Source organism: Arcanobacterium haemolyticum DSM 20595 (assembly GCF_000092365.1).
GTDB lineage: Bacteria > Actinomycetota > Actinomycetes > Actinomycetales > Actinomycetaceae > Arcanobacterium > Arcanobacterium haemolyticum.
The window spans coordinates 892,880-917,306 of sequence record NC_014218.1 but is presented as its reverse complement, the minus strand read 5'-3'; the positions used below and the strand labels follow the sequence as shown (position 1 = coordinate 917,306).

Annotated in this window: 17 protein-coding genes, 6 tRNA genes, 2 pseudogenes and 1 riboswitch; of the genes and pseudogenes, 10 read left to right on the top strand and 15 right to left on the bottom strand. The window is 51.0% G+C overall.

The genetic code is table 11. From position 1 onward, the window contains the following. Window positions 1-6: 6 nt before the first annotated feature. Complete coding sequence (locus tag ARCH_RS04115) at window positions 7-720, bottom strand: ZinT/AdcA family metal-binding protein (protein ID WP_013170030.1); 714 nt, start codon at window positions 718-720, stop codon at window positions 7-9. A gap of 516 nt (window positions 721-1,236) precedes the next feature. Between ARCH_RS04115 and ARCH_RS09655 the strand changes: the two genes are divergently transcribed. From ARCH_RS09655 to ARCH_RS04095, 3 genes are all read left to right on the top strand, one after another. Beyond that, the gene (locus ARCH_RS09655; protein WP_041640359.1) at window positions 1,237-1,431 is read left to right on the top strand and encodes a ferrous iron transport protein A; all 195 of its coding nucleotides are present in this window, start codon (window positions 1,237-1,239) and stop codon (window positions 1,429-1,431) included. After that, window positions 1,431-3,614: a ferrous iron transport protein B gene (gene feoB, locus ARCH_RS04105; protein ID WP_013170029.1), complete on the top strand. Its 2,184-nt coding sequence runs from the start codon at window positions 1,431-1,433 to the stop codon at window positions 3,612-3,614. Before ARCH_RS09655 ends, feoB begins: the two co-directional genes overlap by 1 nt. A gap of 383 nt (window positions 3,615-3,997) precedes the next feature. Continuing rightward, on the top strand, window positions 3,998-4,804 hold the full coding sequence (locus ARCH_RS04095) for a sulfite exporter TauE/SafE family protein (protein WP_013170027.1): 807 nt from the start codon (window positions 3,998-4,000) through the stop codon (window positions 4,802-4,804). A 153-nt stretch (window positions 4,805-4,957) separates the two neighbouring features. Here the strand turns inward: ARCH_RS04095 and ARCH_RS04090 are convergent. The 5 genes from ARCH_RS04090 to ARCH_RS04070 form a co-directional block, all read right to left on the bottom strand. Next, window positions 4,958-5,029, bottom strand: a tRNA-Val gene (locus ARCH_RS04090). Window positions 5,030-5,095: 66 nt separating this feature from the next. Next, window positions 5,096-5,168 (bottom strand) — tRNA-Gly (locus ARCH_RS04085). A gap of 25 nt (window positions 5,169-5,193) precedes the next feature. Then, window positions 5,194-5,265: transfer RNA gene (locus tag ARCH_RS04080), tRNA-Val, on the bottom strand. A gap of 9 nt (window positions 5,266-5,274) precedes the next feature. Beyond that, a tRNA-Cys gene (locus ARCH_RS04075) sits at window positions 5,275-5,345 on the bottom strand. Window positions 5,346-5,376: 31 nt separating this feature from the next. Next, window positions 5,377-5,449 (bottom strand) — tRNA-Gly (locus ARCH_RS04070). Window positions 5,450-5,616: 167 nt separating this feature from the next. Here ARCH_RS04070 and ARCH_RS04065 point away from each other — a divergent pair. The 7 genes from ARCH_RS04065 to ARCH_RS04035 all read left to right on the top strand — a co-directional run bounded on the left by ARCH_RS04065 (window position 5,617) and on the right by ARCH_RS04035 (window position 14,655). Then, window positions 5,617-5,688, top strand: a tRNA-Val gene (locus ARCH_RS04065). Window positions 5,689-5,775: 87 nt separating this feature from the next. Then, window positions 5,776-6,255: a hypothetical protein gene (locus tag ARCH_RS04060; RefSeq protein ID WP_013170026.1), complete on the top strand. Its 480-nt coding sequence runs from the start codon at window positions 5,776-5,778 to the stop codon at window positions 6,253-6,255. A 32-nt stretch (window positions 6,256-6,287) separates the two neighbouring features. Further along, window positions 6,288-8,546, top strand: coding sequence for a glycogen debranching protein GlgX (gene glgX / locus ARCH_RS04055; protein ID WP_013170025.1), 2,259 nt, complete (start codon window positions 6,288-6,290; stop codon window positions 8,544-8,546). Between the two features lie 36 nt (window positions 8,547-8,582). After that, the gene (gene treY, locus ARCH_RS04050; RefSeq protein ID WP_013170024.1) at window positions 8,583-11,093 is read left to right on the top strand and encodes a malto-oligosyltrehalose synthase; all 2,511 of its coding nucleotides are present in this window, start codon (window positions 8,583-8,585) and stop codon (window positions 11,091-11,093) included. After that, on the top strand, window positions 11,090-12,823 hold the full coding sequence (gene treZ, locus ARCH_RS04045; protein WP_013170023.1) for a malto-oligosyltrehalose trehalohydrolase: 1,734 nt from the start codon (window positions 11,090-11,092) through the stop codon (window positions 12,821-12,823). The genes treY and treZ overlap by 4 nt, the downstream gene beginning before the upstream one ends. 54 nt (window positions 12,824-12,877) lie before the next feature. Next, entirely contained in the window at window positions 12,878-13,459 is a 582-nt protein-coding gene (locus tag ARCH_RS04040) for a DUF3000 domain-containing protein (protein WP_013170022.1), read from the top strand. Next, window positions 13,459-14,655, top strand: coding sequence for an HRDC domain-containing protein (locus tag ARCH_RS04035; RefSeq protein WP_013170021.1), 1,197 nt, complete (start codon window positions 13,459-13,461; stop codon window positions 14,653-14,655). The genes ARCH_RS04040 and ARCH_RS04035 overlap by 1 nt, the downstream gene beginning before the upstream one ends. Here ARCH_RS04035 and dxs read toward each other — a convergent pair whose 3' ends face one another. The 9 genes and pseudogenes from dxs to ARCH_RS03995 form a co-directional block, all read right to left on the bottom strand. After that, window positions 14,656-16,524 carry a 1-deoxy-D-xylulose-5-phosphate synthase gene (gene dxs, locus ARCH_RS04030; RefSeq protein WP_013170020.1) on the bottom strand — a complete coding sequence of 623 codons (1,869 nt, stop codon included), beginning with the start codon at window positions 16,522-16,524 and terminating at the stop codon, window positions 14,656-14,658. A 72-nt stretch (window positions 16,525-16,596) separates the two neighbouring features. Next, entirely contained in the window at window positions 16,597-19,275 is a 2,679-nt protein-coding gene (gene acnA / locus ARCH_RS04025) for an aconitate hydratase AcnA (RefSeq protein ID WP_013170019.1), read from the bottom strand. An 84-nt stretch (window positions 19,276-19,359) separates the two neighbouring features. Continuing rightward, a pseudogene (locus ARCH_RS10315) lies at window positions 19,360-19,762 on the bottom strand (formate--tetrahydrofolate ligase). Further along, window positions 19,755-20,311: pseudogene (locus ARCH_RS10475) on the bottom strand (formate--tetrahydrofolate ligase). The pseudogenes ARCH_RS10315 and ARCH_RS10475 overlap by 8 nt, the downstream one beginning before the upstream one ends. Before the next feature lie 191 nt (window positions 20,312-20,502). Continuing rightward, on the bottom strand, window positions 20,503-20,640 hold the full coding sequence (locus ARCH_RS10470) for an AIR carboxylase family protein (protein WP_389401083.1): 138 nt from the start codon (window positions 20,638-20,640) through the stop codon (window positions 20,503-20,505). A gap of 43 nt (window positions 20,641-20,683) precedes the next feature. Further along, a protein-coding gene (locus tag ARCH_RS04015; protein WP_389400668.1) for an IS3 family transposase occupies window positions 20,684-21,840 on the bottom strand; the annotation gives its coding sequence in 2 pieces (ribosomal slippage) (window positions 20,684-21,564 and window positions 21,564-21,840; 1,158 coding nt in all). A gap of 70 nt (window positions 21,841-21,910) precedes the next feature. Beyond that, window positions 21,911-22,177: an AIR carboxylase family protein gene (locus ARCH_RS04005; protein ID WP_013170018.1), complete on the bottom strand. Its 267-nt coding sequence runs from the start codon at window positions 22,175-22,177 to the stop codon at window positions 21,911-21,913. A 40-nt stretch (window positions 22,178-22,217) separates the two neighbouring features. Beyond that, a riboswitch (ZMP/ZTP riboswitch) is annotated at window positions 22,218-22,300 on the bottom strand. Between the two features lie 92 nt (window positions 22,301-22,392). Further along, window positions 22,393-23,769, bottom strand: a complete 1,377-nt coding sequence (locus ARCH_RS04000) for an ABC transporter permease (RefSeq protein WP_013170017.1) — start codon at window positions 23,767-23,769, stop codon at window positions 22,393-22,395. Then, window positions 23,769-24,425, bottom strand: a complete 657-nt coding sequence (locus ARCH_RS03995) for an ABC transporter ATP-binding protein (RefSeq protein ID WP_013170016.1) — start codon at window positions 24,423-24,425, stop codon at window positions 23,769-23,771. Before ARCH_RS03995 ends, ARCH_RS04000 begins: the two co-directional genes overlap by 1 nt. Window positions 24,426-24,427 lie beyond the last annotated feature (2 nt).

The following is a 24,427-nucleotide window of genomic DNA, read 5'->3' as shown; positions in this document are numbered from 1 at the left end:
CGCAGATCAGTGCTTCTTCTTGCGCGTGATTGCCTTCGCAACCTGATCCAAGGTCACCTTTTGCGGATCAACAAAGGTTGGGAACCAACGCTTGTTCTCAGGCTCAAGAATCGCCTTCATATCCTTGCCGTAACGCATGTGGTAGTGCGCCATAACTTCTTCGCCGTGAATCGGCATCAACGCAACGTAGGTGTAATCGCCAGCATCTTCCTTCGATTTGAAGATGAACCAGGTGTATTCCTTCTTGTCAGTCTTAACATCCAACGCCTTATCGAACGTGTATTCGATCGGCTTTTCCGTTGGCGCTGCGAGATTTGCAAGGTCCTTCACGAACGTGATGTTCTTATCTGTGATAACCATGCCGGAGAACGCCGTTGCACGAGCTTTGATGGCATCCTTGACCTGCTCAACCGTTTCACCTGATTCTGCAGCCTTCTGTTCGAAAGCTGGGGCAAGCTCTGGTTCATCAACGTAGGTTGAATAGCTGCGGTGGGTACCTGCCCAATCATCCAGGCTGGCTTTCTTTGTGGATTCCGTGACGCCTTCTGGGTACTTTTCATTACCGTGGGCGTGATCCGCATGTTCATCAGCCTTGTGCGAATGCGATGTAGCAGTTTCTGCCTTCTTTGGTGTAGAGCCTGCATCCGAGCACGCACCAAGTGCGAGTGTAGATGCTGCTAGCAGGGCGATCAGGGATGTGGTAACCTTCTTAGCCTTCACAATATCCTCCAGTGTGGTGGTCGGAAATTATCATAATTATTCAGGTGAGGCTAACCTTACTCCAAAGTGAGACTGAATCCCATTATCGAAATATCGCGGTGCCACAATTGCCGAAATGAGAAACTGAAGGAATTTTGACACTATCGGTTGCTAAGTTAAGGTTCTGCGATAACTCACGAGACTTTTACACGTTCCCAAAAGGAGATAAAAGGCACGTTTTTGCGATACGTCCACTACAGGTAAAAAATTCGATGAAACGTATTAGAAAGAGTCTTTTACCAAAGTCTAAACGCGCCTATCGAAAACTTACCCCTCCTTTCACCGCCATAACAGCAGAGAGAGATTTCTAGCTCCACTCCCCACCCTTACTAACCTTTCGAAAATTAATTCCCCTTAGGACTTATTTCCGCCAATTCACAACGAAAACACGCTACTTTTATACAGTCCTTTAGGTAAGGCTTACCTGCAAATTGAACGAACGGACTACACGTGATTCTCAAAGAATGCCCCCTGCTAGTGCCAATTCGACTCACTAACATCCCGTTCGCCAGGAGCCAACTACGTATCCGTGAAATGGGATTGCGCGTTGGCGCCGAAGGGGTTGTCTCACAGCACGCCGGATACGGTGGCCTCATTTTAACCATCGCAGGCGCACGCATCGCAATCGATCACCGCAGCGCACAACTCATCGAAGCAGAGGTATTGAACTAATGGCACGCACAGCCACATACCAACCAACCATTTTGCTCGTTGGCAATACAAACGTTGGAAAATCCACGCTCTTCAACGGCGTCACTGGAGCACACCAAGCCATGGTTAACGCGCCCGGCACCACGGTTGAAATGCTCGCTGGCACATGGAAAAAACTAGGCGCGCGCATCATCGATCTTCCCGGCACCTATTCACTTATCCCCCAAAGTCCAGACGAGGAGGTGGTGGCTCGCATCGTTGCCGCCACACACGGCGAACACATCGATCTGATCCTCGCAGTATTAGATGGTTCATCACTTACCCGTTCTCTCTATCTGTTGGGCCAGCTTGGGCAAACAGGGCATCCGGTGGCTGCGTTGATTTCGATGGCCGACGTTGCAAAGAACAACGGTGTAGACATCGACGCCGGTGCGCTGGCTTCCACACTTGGCATTCCGGTGATGACGTTCGATGCTCGTAAGTCAAAGCAATACGAAACGTTGGACACCTTCGTCGCCAATGCTTTGGAGAGCTCCCCTTACCTACGAGGAATTGAACCAGACCCGTCGGCTCCGGGCTTTTGCGAAGCAGCGGCCCGGCGTCGTGCAGAAAAACAACACTGCGCACCAGGAGACTCGCGGAACCTTCTGGAACAAACTACCTGCGGTTGCGAGCGTGACCTGGGGAAAGATAACTGCTGCCAAGTTGAACCTGAACTGGATTCTTCATGCAAATGCGGCGGCCAGCGCGCTTCATCACTCGATCTGGACTCACTCAACAGCACAACGGAGGACTACGATCCGCACTCGGAAGCCGAACTCAAGCGAGCTACGGCGCTCTTCTCATGGGTAGAATGCGTGGAAGCCGGCGTTTCCACGTCCACGGTAGAACCAGGAACCCTATCTCGCTCAGACAAAATCGATCGCATTCTCCTCAACCCATTCGCGGGGCCAATCGTATTCTTCGCAGTGATGTGGGTACTCTTCAAACTTGCTGCAGACTGGATCGGCCCTGCCCAAGACTTCTTTGATCAGTTAATGAGCTCTACCGACGACGGCGCGATCTCGTTGGCTCGTGGAATCGAATGGGCGCTGGGGCTCGTGGGACTTCACGAAACCTGGGTGAACTCTTTGCTGGTGAACGGGTTGGCTACAGGCTTGGGCGTTGTGGCATCGTTCGTTCCGCTCATGTTCGTCATCTTTGCCGCGATTTCCACGCTGGAAGACTGCGGATATTTGGCACGTGCAGCATTCTTGGCGGACCGGCTTATGCGAAAGATCGGCTTGGACGGGCGCGTTGTTTTGCCGCTGATCATGGGCTTCGGATGTAACTTGCCATCGCTGGCCGCGGCGCGCGCACTACCGTCTGCCGCTCAACGGTTGGTCACTGCAATCATTACGCCATACACGTCCTGCGCCGCGCGCCTCACGATCTACCTAATGATCGCCAAGATCTTCTTCCCTGGTTCTGCAGGCACCGTGGTATTCGGCTTGTACGTTGTGTCTATCGTCATGATTATTCTGGCTGCTTGGGTACTTAAATTCTTCTTCACAAAGAATGAAGCGGAAGCACCATTGATGCTCATCTTGCCGGCGTACCAGACTCCGCGCATTCTTGTTCTTCTGAAACTGGCAGCACAACGCTCCTGGACATTCGTTAAGGGAGCCGGGCGCATCATCGTAACGATGACCATGGTGGTGTGGCTATTGGGTGCTATCCCTGTTGGAGCCGGAACAGATGAAGGCTTTGCCAGCCCAGATCTGGCCATGGAAGATTCGGCCTATGGGCAAGTTGCCAAGGTACTTGAGCCAGTGTTCACTCCAGCGGGCTTCGGTGATTGGCACATGACCGGCGCATTGATGACTGGCTTTGTTGCCAAAGAAACAGTTGTTTCCTCCATCGTCGTGTCCTACAATATGGATCCCGAAGCTGCCGGTGACGCCGAAGAAAACGGCGACGATCTGGGTGTTCTTCCAGAACTCCTCTCCGAAACGTTTACCACTACTGCAGGAGCTCAATACGCTGGCTTGGCTGCACTCGCTTTCCTCGTTTTCGTACTCACGTACACTCCATGCCTGGCTACTGTTGGCGAACAGGTGCGGCTTATCGGAGGTAAGATCACCGCAATCGCTGTTGCCGCCCAATTAGTTATTGCCTGGATCTTGGCTGTGGGCGTTTTCCAAATTGGAAAGCTGTTCTTCTGATGGATCCCCGGTATTCAATCACCGACCACGTACTTCGAGGCCTGAAAGCTGGGCTTTCACCTGCCGCAGTGGCACAGAAATGTGGCACGTCAGAGACTTTCGTTTCGGTTATGCGCGAGCATTTTGAACGGCTCGGGCTCACAACTGTGGTTTCTTCTCTGTGCTCTTCCGGGCTCGGCCTGTGCCACAGCGAATCAGAGTCATCTGCGGAAGCCCGGATCGCCTGCTCTGGCTGTCCGTTGGGCAAAGCGTAGATTGCCGAATCTGGCAGATACGCCCCCGAGGGGGTGAACGCGGATTGCTCCGCGTTCACCCCTTCCTATACATCAACTAGGCCCATAGAGATGTTGCGAAGCCCCCGATCGCATCTTTAGTGTGGAGATGTGAGTAAACATCGATCAATTAATTTTGCACGCATCCTTACCATCGTAGTGATAGGGGGTTGCGCCGGTTTCTTATCTGGGCTCTTTGGCGTAGGCGGAGGTATGATTATCGTTCCTGCGTTGATGATCATTCTAGATATGCCCCAGCGCCAAGCTGCAGCCACTTCTCTTTGTGCCATTATCATTACGGCGGCCACGGGATCGATCATGTATGCGACCCAGGGGAACGTTTCTATTAACGCCATGCTTCTCGTATCACTGGGAGCACTTATAGGTGCTCAGATCGGAGTATGGCTTCTGCGCATTCTTCCTGAATGGCTCCTTCCCTGGATCTTCGTGACGTTTATTCTTAGCATCATTGTTATCCAACAGTTCCATGAACCACTTCGCGCATCGCGTATCCATGTCACTGCACTTTCTGCGTTCGGAATGATTGCTGTAGGAGTTGTGTCTGGGATCTTCGCTGGGCTTGTTGGCGTTGGAGGCGGCGGGATCATCGTTCCGGGCCTCGAACTTGTTGTTGGTGCAGGAGATCTGATTGCGCGTGGCACTTCGTTACTTGCTATGATTCCCACCGCCCTATCAGGCACATTCACAAGTTTCCGCTACGGTTTAGTAGATCTCCGGGTGGGATTATTCGTTGGCGCGATCGCATCCGCAATTACTCCAGTTGGAATGTGGGTAGCCCAATCGATCAGCCCCGAAACAGGCAACATCTTGTTTAGTGTGTTCCTTGTGTTTGTATGTGTAAGCACGGTGATGAAGGCTCGCCGGCGGATGCGCAAGCACTCTCAAGAAGCGAATTAATGCGTAGCCGAATTAACTACGGATACGGCCAAACTTCGGCTTAAAAACCTGAGGGCCGAACTTGCTACAACCACGCGTGCTACAGCCACGCTCGAAACGCACGCGAGCAATATCAAGGAGAGGAACCACAACCGGTTCCTCTCCTTATTATTGTGGGCGATACTGGGTTCGAACCAGTGACCTCTTCCGTGTCAAGGAAGCGCGCTACCACTGCGCCAATCGCCCTATTCAATTAAAATGGGCTCAGCTTCCTGAGCCCACCGATTTTCAAGAATAAACTTGACATATCTGAGCGGATGACGAGACTCGAACTCGCGACCCTCACCTTGGCAAGGTGATGCTCTACCAACTGAGCTACATCCGCATTAAGAAGATCTTCATCTTCTCCGTGGGCGATACTGGGTTCGAACCAGTGACCTCTTCCGTGTCAAGGAAGCGCGCTACCACTGCGCCAATCGCCCTAGTTTATGAGGTGGGTACGGGATTCGAACCCGTGTATACGGCTTTGCAGGCCGCTGCCTCGCCTCTCGGCCAACCCACCTTGTGGTAAGCAGTTACCTGCTAGGCCATCGAGCGGATGACGAGACTCGAACTCGCGACCCTCACCTTGGCAAGGTGATGCTCTACCAACTGAGCTACATCCGCTTGCGGCCGTTAACTCGTTGTTTCCAACTCGTCATTTCCGGCGCTCAATAAATATAGCCACCCCAGCCCCCCAAAGTCCAATTCACAGAACATGACCTGCGCCACGTCCCGTACGCTGGCTTTTTCTTCTCCCGCGTCGTATCCTCTTTAGGTGAGTCATTCACAACGGGCGGTTAGCTCAGTGGTAGAGCGCTTCGTTCACACCGAAGAGGTCGCTGGTTCGAACCCAGTACCGCCCACAGATAAAGAAGACGCCTTGGATTTCCAAGGCGTCTTCTTTTCATTATCTGCGCAAAAACTAGAACCAGTACCAATACAGAACTAGAATGAGACAAATAGAGTTCATACATGTTTGGAGGCGGTGCTTTATTCGTTCGTTTGTGCAGCGCCTTGGCGTTATCGTTTTGTTTTCTTTGCCTTTCGGCTTGGCTTCTCCTCTGGATTTGCCGTTGTCTCCCTTCTCAGCCGGTCCTGCAATTCACGCAGTAGATAGTGTCCAGTTTGATGGCGATAAGGATCGAGATACGTCGGTTATTGGCCCACGGATGCCGCGAATGTTGGAACGTGCAAACGAAATCTTCGACAATACGGGCGATGTTAATGGGGTGATTCAGGTTCCGTCGTCGAATCTGGAGCATCGTCCATCGTCAGAACAGTCGTTTTCTGTCCCGTCTGCTTTTGTTCTTATTGGCGTCACGCTTGGCATATTGCTTGTGTTGATGTTTGCGTCGATTATTAAGACTTTCCAAGCTCATCACGATGCTCCTCGCATCGTTACACCACCTGAGGATTCACTCTTGCGATAGAGTGAGCTCATTTTATTCCGTTAGGAGTCACCATGGAGATTTGGCCCGGAAAACCCTACCCGTTAGGCGCTACGTACGATGGTACGGGAACGAATTTTGCGCTTTTTTCGTCAGTTGCGTCTGGGGTTGAGTTGTGTTTGATCGACGACGATTTGGCGGAAACTCGGATCCCTCTTGAGGAAGTTGATGCGTACGTGTGGCATTGTTATGTGCCTGGCATCCGGCCCGGCCAACGGTATGGCTACCGGGTTCATGGGCCATACGATCCGGAAAATGGGCATCGTTGCGATCCGTCGAAGATCTTACTTGATCCGTATGCGAAGGCGATCGATGGCCAAGTGAATAACCATCAGGCTAATTTTTCATACGATTTTTCTGATCATTCGAAACGCGCGGAAGAAGATTCATTGGGCCACACGATGTTGTCTGTGGTTATCAATCCATATTTTGATTGGGGTCATGATCGCCCACCGAATCATGAGTACCACGATTCGGTGATTTACGAAGCCCATTTGAAGGGTATGACGAAGTCTCATCCTGATATTCCTGAGCATTTGCGTGGCACATATATGGGTATGGCTCATCCTGCGATGGTCTCTTATTTGAAGGATTTGGGCATTACTGCGGTGGAGCTGATGCCGATCCATCAGTTTGTGAATGATACGTCGCTGATCGATAAAGGCCTGTCGAATTATTGGGGTTACAACACGATCGGTTTCTTTGCGCCTCAAAATACGTATGCGGCTGCAGGTACACGTGGCGAACAGGTGGATGAATTTAAATCGTTGGTGAAGGCCTATCATGAGGCCGGTATCGAAGTTATCCTCGATGTGGTCTATAACCACACCGCGGAAGGCAATCATATGGGCCCAACGTTATCGTTCCGCGGTATCGATAACGCATCGTATTATCGCTTGGTTCCAGATGACAAGGCATCTTACTTCGACACCACGGGCACGGGAAATTCGCTGAATATGCGCTCTCCTCACTCCCTGCAACTGATTATGGATTCGCTACGGTATTGGATTGTGGATATGCATGTGGATGGGTTCCGATTTGATTTGGCATCCACGCTAGCCCGTGAACTCCACGAAGTCGATAAGCTTTCGTCGTTCTTCGATATTATTCAGCAGGATCCAATTATTTCACAGGTTAAATTGATTGCCGAACCGTGGGATATTGGCGAAAACGGCTACAACGTGGGCGAATTCCCTCCGTTGTGGACTGAATGGAATGGCAAGTATCGCGATACGATTCGTGATTTCTGGCGCGGGGAGCCCTCTACCCTATCTGAGTTTGCTTCGCGTATTTCCGGTTCTTCTGATCTATATGAGCATTCGGGCCGCCGCCCGTTCGCCTCGATTAATTTTGTGACAGCCCATGATGGTTTCACGATGCGCGATCTGGTGTCATATAACGAAAAACATAATGATGCCAACGGGGAAAACTCGATGGATGGCGAATCGCATAACCGTTCATGGAACAGCGGCGCGGAAGGCCCAACAGACGACGAATCGATCCGCGAACTCCGTATCCGTCAGATCAAGAACTTCTTCGCCACCCTCCTTGTATCACAGGGCGTTCCGATGATCAGCCACGGCGATGAAATCGGCCGCACTCAGAGCGGAAACAACAACACGTATGCTCAGGACAATGAGATTTCGTGGATGAATTGGGACTTGGATAACGAAAGTCTACGCATCCTGGAATTTGCCCGGTCCATGATTCATTTCCGAAAGTCGCATCCAACGTTACGCCGGCGTCGTTTCTTCCAAGGCTCGGCATTCCACGGCGGCACGTCGGACCGTGGCGATATTTTATGGTTGCGTAACGATGGCGAACGTATGCAGGACGGCGATTGGGATACGTGGTTCGCGCGTTCGGTAATGATGTGGTTGAACGGTTCAGGCATTCAGGAACCAGGCGTGCGTGGGGAAAAGGTTATCGACGACGATCTGCTGATCGCCTTCAACGCTTCAGATGAAGACCTGACGTTTACAATCCCGCAGACCCCAATAGATGAACCGTGGTATTTGATGCGTTCCACGTTCGAAGATCCGGTTTCTACAGATGGGTTTGTTCCTGGCGATACGTTTACGGTTCAAAGCCGCAGCGTACAGATCTTTGTTCGGGCAGCTCGCACGGATGAACATGCGGAAGCAGCATCGGTTGCAGCGAAAACGTCTACCCTACCATCAGCCGCGGTAACGCAACCGGATGCGGGCCCATCAACAGGCGTGAGTGACGCTCAAGCGGTTCGCATCGCCACGCAAACCGCGCTCGCGGACTAAATCTAAAAAGGATAGGGAAATCAGGGAGAGAAGAAGATGTTAGGCACAACGAATCAACGGTCCCATTCACACGTCCCAGCAGAAGGAAAACATCAACCGGTATCTACATACCGAATCCAGCTTGGACCAGATGTTACCTTCGATTCGGTGATCGATCAGATCCCGTACCTGAGCGATCTTGGTGTCACGGACATCTTCCTCTCTCCCATCCTCCAGGCAGCGCCAGGTTCTACGCATGGATATGACGTGGTAGATCACGAATCAATTTCCGAAGAACTTGGTGGTTTGGCTGGGTTCGAACGGGCATCTCGCGCGATCCACGATGCTGGAATGCACGTGGTGGTAGATATTGTTCCGAACCACATGGCGGTTCCTACCCCCTTGTATCACAACCGCGCGTTGTGGTCTGTGTTGCGTGATGGTGAGGATTCGCCGTATGCGCACTGGTTTGATGTTGATGTAGCGGACGGCGGCGATGGCCTGTTACTCCCTGTCCTGGGTAAGCGAATTGGCGATGTGCTCGCAGCTGGTGAGCTTGTGCTGGACTCGATGGTGGTTCCCGGGTTTGTGGCGGATGGCCCTGTTCCTGTGTTGCGCTATTACGATCACGTGTTTCCGGTGCGCGCGGGTACGGAGTCACTTCCGTTGGTAGATTTGTTGGATCGGCAGTTCTACCGGATTGCGTATTGGCGGGTTGCGAATGAAGAGTTGAATTACCGCCGTTTCTTCGATGTTGATACGTTGGCTGCGATTCGTGTTGAGCAGCCGGACGTTTTTAATCATTCGCATGCGTTATTAATCGATTTAATGAAACGTGGTTTGATTGATTCGTTCCGCGTGGATCATCCAGATGGGTTGGCAGATCCACGTGAGTATTTCCGCCACTTGCACGCAGCTACCGGTGGAGCATGGCTAGTTGCAGAGAAGATTTTGGAGGCGGATGAGGAGCTTCCAAACGATTGGCAGTGTGCCGGGACAACGGGTTACGATGCGTTGCGCCGGATCCAGGGTGTGTTGACTGAACCGGCCGGAGTGCCTTCCGTGAGCCAGTTGTACAGCGAAATTTCGGGCTCCACGGCAAGCGTTGATACTACCGAAATTGAGGCGAAGCGCCAGATTGTTTCTACGTCGCTTTACGCAGAAGTTCATCGCCTGGCCACGTTGCTTGCGGACGTGTGCCATAGTGATGTACGGTTGCGTGATCACACGTTCCGCCGGATTTTGGACGTGGTAAGCGAGCTTGTGGTTCACATGTCGCGTTATCGCGCCTACATTGTTCCGGGCGAACGCGCAGGTGGTAGCGAAGAAAAGTTGGTTCGCGATGCCGCATTGAAAGCTGCAGAGTTTCTCGACGACGATTCCCGCGAAACGTTAGAGATCGTCGTCGATCTTCTTCTTGGGAACGAAAGTGGTTCTGCCGGGCGTACGCAAGAAGATCGCCGGCGCGAAGCCATTGTGCGGTTCCAGCAAGTCTGTGGCGCGGTGATGGCGAAGGGGGTGGAAGACACCACGTTCTACCGTTACACGGCGCTGCTCTCAGCGAATGAAGTTGGCGGCGGGCCTCATTCTGTGGTCACCAGTTTGGATGAGTTTCATAATTGGCAAACGTACATGCACCAAGCGTGGCCGGTCAGTGGTGTTGTCACCTCCACTCACGATACGAAACGGTGTGAAGATGTTCGGGCACGGATCAGTGTGCTCACCCAATTCTCTGCTGAATGGGTTGCACTCGTTCAGCATCTGCGCAGAGTCTTGGCGGAACAGCGCCCGGTAGCACTCGACGGTCAGTTTGAGAATCTGATCTGGCAAACGATCATTGGCACATGGACTCCCGATGGCCCTATTTCTACAGAACGCTTAGACGCGTACTTGCTCAAGGCAGCACGTGAACAGAAACTATGGACAACGTGGACTGAACAAGATTCAGTAGCCGAAGAAGGAATGCTGGAGTACGCTCACGCAATTATCTCTACACCAGAAAGCGCTGACGCCCTCAGTGCTTTCGCGGCGACGATCTACGATGCCGTACGTGCGAACGTTCTGGCTACATGCGCGCTCCACTACACAATGGTAGGCGTTCCAGATCTGTACCAAGGCGAAGAAATCACTCAAACCTCGCTTGTTGATCCCGATAACCGCAGGCCAGTGGACTATCAACAGCTACATTCGATGTTGACTAGCATGGATGAACAGGGCCTTCCTGCTCACGCCAGCTTGGATGAAGAAAAACTGTGGGTCACGTTGAAGCTTCTTCGCTTTAGGCGTTCGCATCCACAGATCGCTTCTGCCGCGGCAGGATATTCGGCTCTTCCGGTGTCTACCGGGCACGCGATCGCTTTTGCTCGCACAGTAGAAGATTCCCCTTTCCTCGTGACAATCGCCCAACGTTCAGTTGGGCTCCTCCAGCAGGCCTCACACACTGTTGTTCTTCCAGATGGACATTGGGAGGATCTGCTCACAGGTACCCAAATTTCAGGTGGTTCCCAGCTGTTAAGCACCCTCACCGAACGGTTCCCGGTGGCTATCTTGGTAAGGAACGACTCATGAAAATATCAGTGTGGGCTCCAAATGCAGAACGCGTCACCGGGGTAATTGATGACGAATCATTCTCACTCGTTCAAGAAGAACCCGGCTACTGGAATGCCGAACTCGAACCAGGCACACGCTACCAGTTACGCCTCGATTCGAACGATCTCCTGCTCCCTGATCCACGCTCCATGTGCCAGCCAGAAGGTGCGCACGGCCCCAGCATGGTGATTGACCCGGCCCAGTTCGAGTTCCAGGCAACCAACTGGGAATGCCCGGATTTGCGTGGAAAAGTCCTGTACGAACTTCACATTGGAACTTTCACCAGCGAAGGGACTTTCCGCGCAGCGATTGCCAAACTCGATCACTTGGTTGATTTAGGCGTGGATGCGATCGAACTCCTCCCGATCAACCCGATTCCTGGTACCAGAGGATGGGGCTACGATTCGGTGTCGATTTTTGCGCTCAATCACCATTATGGAACGCCAGAAGATCTGGTGGCATTCATCGATGCTGCTCACCAGCGCGGCATCGCAGTCTGCTTGGATATCGTCTATAACCATTTCGGACCTGATGGAAACTATTTGGCACAGTTTGGCCCGTATTTCACCGGACGCCACCATACGCCGTGGGGCGAAGCCGTAAATTTCGATGGTCCTGTTTCTGGACCAGTTCGCCAGTATGTTATTGATAACGCACTGATGTGGGTTCGTGACTATCTTTTCGATGCGTTGCGCTTGGACGCCACCGATTTCTTCATCGATGATTCTCCGCGCCACATCCTTGCCGATCTTTCTGACGCCGTCCACGATTTCGCACGGGGCGCAGGCAGGAACATCACACTCATCGCTGAAAGCAACGCCAATTCGCCGCTCACGATTACTCCAGTTTCACAGGGCGGTTGGGGTATGGATATGCAGTGGGCCGACGACGTTCACCATGCTCTTCACGTATGGTTAACTGGCGAAACCAATGCGTTTTATGTTGATCATGCGGCGGACGATACACTTCCGCGTGCACTCACTGAAGGGTTCACGCGCATTGGTCAATATTCCGTGTTTGAAGGTCATGCTTTCGGGCATCCGTTACCTGAGAGCGTCCCTGGGCACGCACTAGTGGTGTCCGACGAAAATCACGATCAGGTTGGCAATAGACTGGTGGGCGATCGGCCGTCACATTCTCTACCGATTCCAGACGTGGCTATTTCGCGCGCGCTCACACTGCTATCTCCATACACTCCTATGCTTTTTATGGGAGAAGAATGGGCCGCTTCTACTCCGTTCATGTTCTTCACTGATCACGGGCCAGATATCGGACAACATATTAAGGCAGGCCGTGAAAAAGAGTTCGAATCCTGGGATCTGGCCTCCGTCTACACCCATGGCGAAACAATGATTGATCCGCAAGATATCCGAGCGTTTACGCGTTCTAAGCTTCGGTGGGATGAAAAAGATTCTGGATATCATCAGCGCCTCAATAAATTTGTGGCTGAGTTGATTCGGCTTCGTAAAGCTATCGCGGATCTTGGATCTTCCGATCGCAGCGCAACATCGGTTGCTCTCAGCCCAGATAGGAATTCAGGTTGGATGCGCCGAGGTGATACCACAGTGGTCTTTGCTCGCCATGCAGATACCGATGTTTTTGCTCCGGTATGCGCATCAGAGCCCTATCTTTCATGGGATAAGGTAGAAGTATCGGATTCGAGTGTCCATTTTGTTCGACCTGGTGTGATAGTAGTACGTGCAAACTAGACAGAACGGCGTGCCCACCCCAGAAACCTGAGAACGGCTACTAAAGTCAGTCATGTGGATAATCTAGAACCGACCCCGCAGTTCCTTACTGCCCTTGATTCATTAAAAGGGCAGTGTTTCAGGAACGATTTTCATGTAGTTCAGATTCCTCCTCTATCACAGATTGCTCCATGGTCAGTGGCACTCCAAGCGGAAATCAACGATTCTCCCACGCTGGACCCGGATTACCACCGGGGCTTTGCCAAATTTGTTGTGCTCCACGATCCTGCAGGCCAGACCACGTGGAACGGCACATTCCGGATTGTCATGCATGCTCAGGCACCAATCGATCCACAAATGGCGGACGATCCGCTACTTGGTGAAGTCGCGTGGTCATGGTTGCCTGAATCGTTGGTTGATTCTGGGGCCAGCTATCATTCACTTAATGGCACGGTTACTCGCGTATATAATGAAACATTTGGTGGGTTGTATATCGATAGGTCTCGTATCGAACTGGAAGTCCGTGCCTCTTGGAGCCCCTCTACCGAATATCTGACTGAACACCTGCGAGCCTGGGAAAAGTTCTGCGTTTCCATGGCTGGACTTCCGCCTGAACCTTCCGTTGCTACTCTCCCCCGCCGAATTGAAAGAGTCTAATGATTCTCGATACTGATACTCGTACTCCACTTAACGAACCCCGGGATGGCCTGCCAGAGATCACCCATGATGATTACGAATCGGCGGTGGAACGCTTGCGTAACGGGCATGGTCCCTTCGCAGTAGATACCGAACGTGCCATGGGAATCCGGTATTCGAACCGGGCCTACCTTGTTCAGATTAAACGCGCAGGGTCAGGTATCGTCTTGCTCGATCCAATCGGTATCGAAGATCGCCTCGGGGACCTTGCCACGATCATGCATGACGAATGGATCCTCCATGCTGCAGATCAAGATCTCCCCTGCCTGCGCGAACTTGGCTTAGAACCAAGCAACGTGTTCGATACCGAACTAGCTGGCTTAATCCTTGGATACGATCGCGTTTCCTTGCAGAGTATGATCGCGGAAGAACTCGGTTTTGTATTAGCAAAAGAACATTCCGACGCCGATTGGTCGGCACGCCCACTCGGCCCAGAGCTTAGAGCATACGCAGCACTCGACGTCGATCTCCTCATCGAACTGCGTGAATCGTTGACGGGCAAACTAAAAGAAGCCGGCCGCTACGAATGGTTCCTGAGCGAATGCGAGGAAGTCCGTCGTCGCCCCCTTCCCCCGGCTCATCCACAACCGTGGCGCAAGGCAGTAAAGCACGCCAAATTCCCGGATCAACGTTCACTCGCGATGCTCAAAGCGCTCTGGGAAGCACGCGAAAAACTCGCTGAAGATCGCGATCTCGCCCCAGGAAAAGTGTTGCCAAACAACGTTCTTGCAAACCTCGCAGCGCGCAAGCCACGATCGCGATCGGATGTGGCACAATCGTCATTACTTCGTTCACGCGAACGCAAACGTGACGCACTCACCTGGTGGAACGCTATCCACACCGCATGGAATCTACCGCAAAGCGAACTTCCTGAACGGCGCTTCTTCTATAATAAAGATCCGTTCCCGCCCGTGCAACGCTGGGACAAGCTGCGCCCAGAAGCCGCGGAACGGTGGAATATCGTACGCACTACTGTGCTAGAAACTGCAGAAAAACTCGGCATCCGCCAAGAAGTTCTGCTCAAACCGCGGGTACAAAAACAACTTGCGTGGGACGGCTGGGAATCGCCCCAAGACATCCCGCGCGTGCTCGAAACCCACGGAGCGCGCCCCTGGCAAATCGCTCACGTGGTAGAAGCGCTACAGCCGAACCTTTAATCAGATGCGGGCACGAACCGCTGACACCACGTCCGATGCCTGCATTCCCTGATAACCCAACACTGCCTGACGCGACGCGTGATGCAAGAACTCCTTGCCAATACCAAGCGACTTAACTGGAACATCAATCAACTGATCGTTCAACGCCTTCTGCAACGCAACCCCAACGCCACCATCAACCAGGCCATCTTCTAACGTGACAACGCAACGCGCGTCCCGGCACAAATCGATCAACGATTCAGACGTAGGAATCGCCCACCGAGGATCCACCACGATCACAGGAAGATCAGACAGTTCACGGGCTGCGGCAACCATCGTATAAGCTAACGGGCCGTAACCCACCAAAACAACTGGCGATTCACCTGGGGTTTCGTACACAACGTCCAACCCGCCAATCTGACGAACCGTTGGTAGATCATCCGGTACTGATCCCTTCGGATAACGCACGATCGTTGGTGACTCCTTAGCAGTAGCCTCCCGAAGCAATTCCCGAAGACGCGTTTCATCGCGTGGCACGGCAACACTGATCCCCGGAACCATTCCGGCAATCACCATGTCCCACATGCCGTTATGGGAGGCGCCATCATCACCTGTAACGCCTGAACGATCAAGGCAAATCGTCACGGCTTCCCCATGCAACGCCACGTCCATTAACAACTGATCATAGGCGCGGTTCATGAACGTAGCGTAGAGGGCAATCACGGGATGCTTACCTGCACGGGATAGGCCTGCGGCCATAGTCATCGCCTGTTGTTCTGCGATGCCAACATCAATCACGCGCTCTGGGAATTCGTTCTTGAACAGGCCCAGGCCCACAGGCAACAACATCGCGGCTGTGATGCCAACGATATCCGTATTTTCGCGGGCAATATCAACGATTTCTTCTGCAAAAACGGAGGTCCAGCCAAAACGAGACGGTTCAACGGGTAGGCCAGTTTCTGGATGGATCACGCCCACAGCATGGAAACGATCGGCTTCGTGTTCTTCTGCTGGCTTGTAGCCGCGGCCTTTTTCAGTGATGCAGTGAACCACGGCTGGACCGCCATAGTTGCGGGCCATTGTGAAGGCTTCTTCAAGTTGGCTGATATCGTGACCATCAACTGGGCCAAGATACTTGATGCTCAACGAATCAAAAATACCCGCATCCACGAACACGTCTTTCATCCCACGCTTGAGGCCGTGGAGAGCATCGTACGTTAGTTGTCCCGCGATTCCAGAGTTCTGGAGCGTGCGTTTGCCCCAATCGAGAGCACGTTCATACGAACGATTCACACGTACAGCATCCATCTTGCGTACAGCATCGATTCGCCGTACGATGCCGCCCACGGTTGGTGCGTAGGATCGCCCATTATCATTCAGTACGATCACAACAGGCCGATCTGGATCCTCTGCAATGTTATTCAGCGCTTCCCAGGCCATACCGCCGGTCATAGCACCATCCCCAATAATGGCAACTGCGTGGTTATTCCGGCCAGACAGTTGGAAGCCACGCGCGATACCATCTGCCCAGGATAGCGCGGTGGAAGCGTGCGAGTTTTCTACCACATCATGATCCGATTCGGCGCGCGAAGGGTAGCCGGATAGGCCGCCTTCGTGACGCAGGTTATCAAAGCCATGGCGCCCGGTGAGGAGCTTATGAACGTAGGATTGGTGGCCGGTATCGAACACCAAGGCATCATTCGGAGAGTCGAATACGCGGTGAAGCGCGATAGTCAATTCTACAACGCCAAGGTTTGGACCTAAGTGGCCGCCTGTGCGTGACACGTTATCCACCAAAAATGAACGAACTTCCGCGGCAAGTGCGGGCAATTGGGTAGGCGTTAAGCCCTTGACATCATCTGGTCCATTAATAGAACTCAAAATACCCATTCGCTGGCAGCCTCCTTAGCTTGTACTGTTCTAGATTACCAGCGTTACGGGCTTAGCACCTACCCGCTTGATTCAGCCTTTCACTAAAGAACGCAACACGTACTGCAAAATACCTCCATTGCGGAAATAGTCCGCTTCACCAGGTGTATCAATTCGAGCCACAGCATCAAATTCGATCACGGTTCCGCTCGTATGCGCGGCGCGAACCCGGATATGCTCTGGAGTTTCTCCGTCATTAAGCGAAGCAATACCTGACAGATCGAACGTTTCGGTACCATCCAGGCCAAGGCTATCAGCGCTCTCCCCTTCTGGGAACTGCAACGGAATGACTCCCATACCGATCAGGTTCGATCGGTGAATACGTTCGAAGGATTCAGCAATAACCGCCTTCACTCCAAGCAACGCAGTTCCCTTGGCTGCCCAATCACGTGACGAACCAGATCCGTATTCTTTCCCGCCTAACACGATCAACGGGGTTCGTGCTTCGTGATATGCCATCGCAGCATCGAAGATCGCCTCCTGTTCGCCGGTGAGGAAGTTTCGCGTGTATCCACCTTCCACGTTATCGAGCAGCTGGTTCCGCAACCGAATATTTGCAAACGTTCCGCGGATCATCACTTCATGGTTTCCACGGCGCGAACCGTAAGAATTGAAATCGCGAACTGCCACGCCATGATCGGTAAGATATCGCCCTGCCGGCGAATCAGCCTTGATCGCGCCCGCTGGAGAAATGTGATCGGTGGTCACGGAATCGCCCAGTTTCGCAAGCACTCGCGCCCCGGCAATATCTTCTACCGGAGTAAGATCCATGCTCATTCCTTCGAAATACGGCGCTTTACGCACGTATGTGGAATCGCCGTCCCATGTGAACGTGGATCCAGTTGGAGTATCGAGGCTCTGCCAACGTTCGTCTCCAGCAAACACGTCTGAATACGATTCCTCAAACATGTCCCTCGTAACACTGCGATCGATGGTGTCTTGGACGTCTTCTGGAGACGGCCAGATATCAGCCAAGAAAACGTCACGGCCTTCCGCATCGCACCCCAGTGGTTCCGTTGCGAAATCGATGTCCATCGTTCCTGCCAGCGCGTATGCAATGACGAGTGGTGGGGAGGCCAGGTAGTTCATTTTAATATCCGGGTTGATTCGCCCTTCGAAGTTACGGTTCCCAGATAGAACGGAGACGACGGCGAGGTCCGCATCGTTAATTGCCGCAGATACTTCTTCTGGGAGCGGCCCAGAGTTGCCAATACACGTGGCGCATCCGTATCCCACCAGATGGAAGCCGAGTTTTTCGAGTGCTGGCCAGAGTCCGGCTTTCTCGTAGTAATCAGTGACTACTTGGGACCCTGGAGCCATCGACGTTTTCACCCATGGTTTGGATGTAAGCCCACGTTCTACAGCGTTCTTGGCAAGAATTCCTGCAGCCATCATCACGGATGGGTTTGAAGTATTCGTACATGAGGTGATCGACGCGATCGCTACCGATCCGTGATCCAATTCCGTATCGATCCCGCGCATATGAAGTGATGTTGGCTTGTGCGGGCGATCTTCGCCTGGATCGTTAGTGTATGCACGCACGGCTGATCTGAACGCTTCTTTTGCATTCGTGAGTTCGATGCGATCTTGTGGGCGCTTTGGTCCGGCGATGGACGGAACCACGGTGGAAAGGTCGAGTTCGAGGTATTCCGAATAACGCGCTTCGTTGAGTGGATCATGCCAGAGGCCTTGAGCACGTGCGTATGCTTCCACCAGGGCGATCTGCTGTTCGCTTCGCCCTGTGAGCCGCAAGTAATCGAGTGTGACAGAATCGATTGGGAAGATTGCGGCAGTGGAACCGAATTCAGGGGACATATTTCCGATTGTGGCGCGGTTTGCCAACGGTACTGCCCCAACCCCGTCGCCATAAAATTCCACAAATTTACCAACTACGCCGTGCTTGCGGAGCATATCGGTGATGGTAAGAACGACGTCGGTTGCCGTAGCTCCAGCTGGGATTTCTCCCGTCAGTTTAAATCCGACGACGCGCGGGATGAGCATCGATACCGGCTGACCGAGCATCGCCGCTTCAGCCTCAATTCCTCCCACACCCCAGCCGAGTACACCAAGCCCGTTGACCATTGTGGTGTGGGAATCGGTGCCAACGCAGGTGTCCGGGTATGCCACTTGTTCACCGTTACCACTCACCATAGTCACACGCGCAAGGTGTTCGATATTGACCTGGTGAACAATCCCGGTTCCGGGTGGAACTACAGTGAAGTTATCGAAGGCGCCTTGCCCCCACCGCAAGAATTGGTAGCGTTCTTGGTTTCTGCCGTATTCGATATCCATATTGCGGGCGATGGCACCACGCTGACCAAAAACATCGATTTGAACCGAATGATCGATCACCATTTCTGCTGGGTTGAGCGGATTGATCACGTCTGGATTTCCACCCAGATCACTGACTGCTTCGCGCATCGTGGCAAGATCGACGATGCAAGGCACGCCAGTGAAATCTTGCATGACTACACGCGCAGGGGTGAATTGGATTTCGTCCTTCGGCTTTCCGGCGGGATCCCAACTGGCTAGTGCTGAAATATGATCCGCGGTCACGTTCCGCCCATCTTCAGTGCGCAGCAGGTTTTCTGCCAAAACTTTGAGCGAATACGGAAGCTTAGTGAGACCAGGTAGCGCATCGAGGCGATAGATGGTGTACGTTTCTTCCCCAACTTTCAGGGATGACTTTGCGTGAAAAGTATCGATACTCATGAGCACTCCTTCGAACTATCTCTATATCAAGATACCAAGAATGTTTGCTCATGTCTGGAAAATGACGAACTATTTTTTACGCCATCAGAACAACCCACTAATCGTTCCATCCGCATCCGCGTCCACCCGTTCGGCAGCTGGACGAGCTGGCAACCCCGGCATCGTCATGAGCGGTCCGGTGTAGACCACAATAAATCCTGCTCCGGCATTAATTTTTACGTCCGCCACATGAATCGTGAAATCACGCGGACTTCCGAGTAGCCGTGGCTCATCGCTCAGACTGTACTGAGTTTTTGCCATACACTTTGCGGACAACCGCCACAATCTTATCTTCGAGCGATTCAGCCGAATCGTATGCAAAACGCATCTCATGCGGCTGTTCACACAAATCTTTCACCGCGCGTGCTAATTCGAGGGCACCAGCAGATCCATCCGCCCATACCGTGGACCGAATGCATTCCGCTCCCACCTTGGCACATTCAGCCATCACACACTCGATTTCGGCATCTGTATCTGTTGGGAATATATTGAGCGCAAACCACCCCCGGCAACCCAAATACGTCACGCATATTCGCCACGTGCGTGAGTAAGTTCGGCAGGCCAGCCCGCACCGCTTCACAGTTCTCTGCATCCAGATCACTCTTGGCCACGCCACCATGCATCTTCAAGGCGCGTACGGTTCCAACCACTACGGCACAATCTGGCCGAGTATCCGTGAGCCGGCACATGATGTCGATGAACTAGCACCAAGATCAGCGCCGAATCCAGCTTCAGTAACCGTATAGTCGCTATGTGACCGCACCATCTGCGTGGCCACAATCGAATTGCACCCGTGTGCGATGTTAGCGAACGGGCCACCGTGTACAATCGCCGGGGTGTTTTCCAAGGTCTGCACCAAGTTCGGTTTGAACGCATCTTTCAGCAAGGCAGCCATGGCGCCAACAGCATTCAGATCGCGGGCATGCACAGGAGTTTCGGCAACCGTGTACGCCACAATAATGTTACCCAGCTTCTCCTTCAGTTCGTTGATTGCCATCTTCACATTGATATCGCCAACGCCGGCAATCGATAGGCCTACGGCGTTTTCGCCTGGATCGAAAACGCCGTCCTTACCCGTGACGTTGTCCTTGAACTTAAGCTCATAGTTGCCGTTGTCCAGTGCGAAAACGTCCTTTGTCTTGCCCGAGTATATAAGCTTCTATTCCATGGTGGATTCTCCTTGAGTGATTAGTTAGTGGTGGAAAATTTTTTGGAAATAGCAGTATCCTTTGCCAGGACGGCGGTAGAAAGAAGTGCATCCTTCCCATCAAGGTTTGATGATCTACATGGAATGCCGATCACTGGGAGCGTTGTGTGTACTGCCAGAACGTTGTGTGTGCTGCCAGAATGTTGTGGAGCGGGCTGAAATCTAGGACCGGGCGGCTTGAGGGCCTCCCTGGGTTAGGTGCCATTGTTTGGCGTACTGCGCTGGCGGGACAAAGCCCAAGCTTGAGTGCGGATGACACGTATTGTAGCGCTTTGACCACAACCTGAGGCAGTGGCTGGCGTGGGCCGGGTCGTCGAACATCTCGTCTTCGAGTAGCTCATCGCGGAGGCGGTTGTGAAACGACTCCACGAATCCGTTGTGCCATGGCCTTCCTGGTGGTATGAACGCCTCAACAGTGCCCTCCTTGGCTGCCCACTTGTTCAGCTCGTGGCTGATGAACTCAGGGCCGTTATCCATGCGCAACACTCGCGGACGGCCACCTCTGGAGGCAGCAAGATTGCTCAACAGTTCAATGACTGACACGGCGGTAATAGACCGCCCGACCTCGAATCCCACGTGCTCACGTGTGAACTCATCGATGACGTTGCAGATCTTAAACGTCTTACCGTGGTAGTCAGTGTCGAACTGGAAGTCCAATGCCCACACATCACCGGGACACGCAGCTGGCTCAACCCGAGGGGTGGATAGGGGCAGACACCGCCGCTTGGGAGCCTTGCGTGGAAACACCCGCAGACCCTCCTGGCGCCATATGCGGCGCACGACATCGCGGCCGCAGTCAAACCCGGCCTCACGAGCCTTAACCCACGCGCGGCGGTAGCCCCAGCGACGATGGGATGCAGCGAAGGTCACCAACCAGCTACGCAACGAGGCGTGCTTGTCGGTGGCAGAAGGCCCGGTTGTGTGGCGTCGGGCGTTGTAGTACGCCCCGCGGGAAACCCCGACAACGCGGCATGCCAAGCGCACTGAGTACCCCAACGATAGGGCATGGTCAATCGCTTCGTACTTGCGTGCCAGGGTCAGAATTTTCCCTCTGCTAACTCCCTAAGCAGCGACTTTTCGAGTTCAGCCTCCCCAAGCAACCGCTTGAGCTTCTCGTTTTCTTCCTGCAGCTCCTTGAACCGCCGTGCTTCACTGCGAGTCATGTCGCCGTACTGTCTCTGCCACCGGTGATACGTTGCCTCACTGATGCCAAGCTCACGGCAAACCTCTGCCACGGTGCTGCCAGATTCCTTCAAGGACCTGGCCTTGTCGAGCTTCACCACGATTTGTTCGGGTGTGTGCTTCGAGAACTTCTTCATGCTCTCCAATCTTCCTGCCCCAACCGGGGCTGTCACGGAAGACACTCTCAAACCAGATGGTCTAGTTTTTTCAGCCCGGGCCAGTTGTGTGTGCTGCCAGAACTCCGGCGAGGTGAGCGGACATACCAGCCGCTGCGATGATTACTTCGTATCCGTTATCCCGTACGGAACGGGCAAATTCGAGAGTGTGATCTGGGGCGCGGTGTGCCGAATAAACATTTACCGTAAATTGGGCGTTCACACGTTGTAGGTAATCGATACGTTGTAGGTAATCGATGGCCTTTTCAATAATTGGTAGATCGCTGTCACTTCCCGTGACGATGCCAATCTTTTTCACCTGTCCTCCACAGATGAAAAAGGGCACACTCTTTCGCAAAAGAGTGTGCCCAGACGGATGATGTTTTCTCACTTTGGCTTCATGTTGTTAATTCAACTCAAACCGTCAGTCACCAAAGCGTTACCTCAACCCTAACAGCCTCCTTCGGGTGAGTCCATCAACGGAAACCAATCCATCAACGGAAGCCAGTTTCTCACAGTAAAGCACCCAAAATTTTAATTATTGTCAATTAATAATTCTTTTGGATTCTTTCTTAATATAGAGAATGAAGAAATAAACAATGACACAAGAAGTACTAAACTCATAAATATAACTACATAAATTATGAATTTAGGTAATACATTAATATCTAAACTTGATAATGTCTTGTTAAATCCTTCAGCTTCTGCCCCACCACCTAATTGGCTAGATGCAGCTTTTCTAGCTATTTGTTCAGCTATATCGCCAGTAACCTTATTCAATATATTATTCCCAAGCTTATCAGCTGTATATTGAGCTAAGAAATAAGAACCAACGAATGCAGGGATTGATATAAATACCATCTCAATTAGGAATTGACCAAAAATTTCTAACTTTGATATACCTAATGACAGTAATACTGCTATTTCTTTCTTTCTAGCATTCATCCACAAGAATAGTAATAATGAAACTACAACACCTGCAAATATTAATGAGCCAACAAATAATTTATTTGAAATTGAGTAGATACCTGATATAGATTGTTGTAATGCAGGGTAATTTGATGAGCTTTTAATTAAATTATATTCTTTCCAATTTATATCTAATTTCCCAAGATCTTTTATTACACTATCAAGATCCTTATCACCTTTTACAAAGAATGTTGCATCTTGATATGCAGCTGTATCTTCTGTATTACCATAGACTTTAGCAGCTGTATGGACATCAGTGATTAATGTATTTTCGTACAGTTCTTGTGCTGCACTTACTCCACCGCTATTATGCCCATCGAATAGACCTTTAATTTCTACTTCTACTGTTTCATCTGCACCTTTCTCATTATCAGCATCAAATAAATTAGATTTTATTTTTATCTTATCGCCAACTTTAAGATTATTTTTTTCAGCTAAATCTTTATGCATTAAGATTTTATTTTTATCTTCGTTTTCTAAATGCTTTCCTGCTACTAATTTATATGCTTCTGATACAAATTTTGTTTCTTTTGGCGAGTTGTTAACTCCAGTTAACATAACTGTTCTTTTAAAATTCTTCGCTCTTTCAGGTGACTGATTCGCAAGAGTCTGTTGAGTTTCGATAATATCATAATCAACTAAATCCGCAACACTGTTTATTCTTTTTACATAGGAGTCTATGCTATCGGTTTGAGATATCTTTTTAATATCTTCACCTTTTACATTTCCCCCACCTCTAGGTGTTCCTGGATTTACTTGTCTATTTATCTCCATAGAAAAACTATTTGTTATATTAGCAAATGTTTCTTTTGAAGCTCTGTCCGTAGCATCTTTAATAGATAAACTAATGAGACTCAAAGTTGACATAGATAAAATAACTAATATGATAACTAATGACTTTAAGATTTTTCTAGTTACATAAGCAAATGCATTTTTTATCATTATTCAACCTCCAGATTCATTTTATTTACTTTTTTCAGCTTTTTACCACTTAGTTCTAAAATGATATCCGCAGAATCTGCTACTTCCTTACTATGTGTTACAACCACAATACATTTATTTCTATCTTTAGCTAATGTCTTTAATATATTAATTATTTCCCCAGCAGTAACACTGTCTAGATTACCAGTAGGCTCATCAGCTAGTATTATTGGAGCATCTGATACCAATGCTCTGGCGATAGCTACTCTTTGTTGCTGCCCACCAGATAATTTCATAACATTTCTTTTTATTTGTTTTTTATCTAAACCTAGTTCAAACAAGATACTTTCATCTGCTGATTTATTTACTAATCTAATATTTTCAATTGGTGATAAATAATCTATTAAATTATAGTTTTGAAATACTAAAGATATATTATTTTTTCTATGGTTACTATATCCTTTCTTTTGTATATCTTCATTCTTAAACAATATTTTTCCTATTTGAGGTTTATCAAGTCCAGCAAGTAAGGAAAGAAGTGTAGATTTTCCTGTTCCCGACTTTCCTACAATCGCATAAAACTTCCCAAGTTCAAATTTTTGATTTACTGCTGACAAAACTTTTTCTTTAGAATTTGCATAACTATATGCTACGTTCTTTATTTCTAATATATCCATTA

Coding starts and splice junctions, on each gene's coding strand:
- ARCH_RS04035 (WP_013170021.1), top strand. CDS start 13,459: ATGATTCTCGATACTGATACTCGTACTCCACTTAACGAACCCCGGGAT.
- ARCH_RS04000 (WP_013170017.1), bottom strand. CDS start 23,769: ATGATAAAAAATGCATTTGCTTATGTAACTAGAAAAATCTTAAAGTCA.
- treZ (WP_013170023.1), top strand. CDS start 11,090: ATGAAAATATCAGTGTGGGCTCCAAATGCAGAACGCGTCACCGGGGTA.
- ARCH_RS04060 (WP_013170026.1), top strand. CDS start 5,776: ATGAGACAAATAGAGTTCATACATGTTTGGAGGCGGTGCTTTATTCGT.
- dxs (WP_013170020.1), bottom strand. CDS start 16,524: ATGGGTATTTTGAGTTCTATTAATGGACCAGATGATGTCAAGGGCTTA.
- glgX (WP_013170025.1), top strand. CDS start 6,288: ATGGAGATTTGGCCCGGAAAACCCTACCCGTTAGGCGCTACGTACGAT.
- ARCH_RS03995 (WP_013170016.1), bottom strand. CDS start 24,425: ATGGATATATTAGAAATAAAGAACGTAGCATATAGTTATGCAAATTCT.
- feoB (WP_013170029.1), top strand. CDS start 1,431: ATGGCACGCACAGCCACATACCAACCAACCATTTTGCTCGTTGGCAAT.
- acnA (WP_013170019.1), bottom strand. CDS start 19,275: ATGAGTATCGATACTTTTCACGCAAAGTCATCCCTGAAAGTTGGGGAA.
- treY (WP_013170024.1), top strand. CDS start 8,583: ATGTTAGGCACAACGAATCAACGGTCCCATTCACACGTCCCAGCAGAA.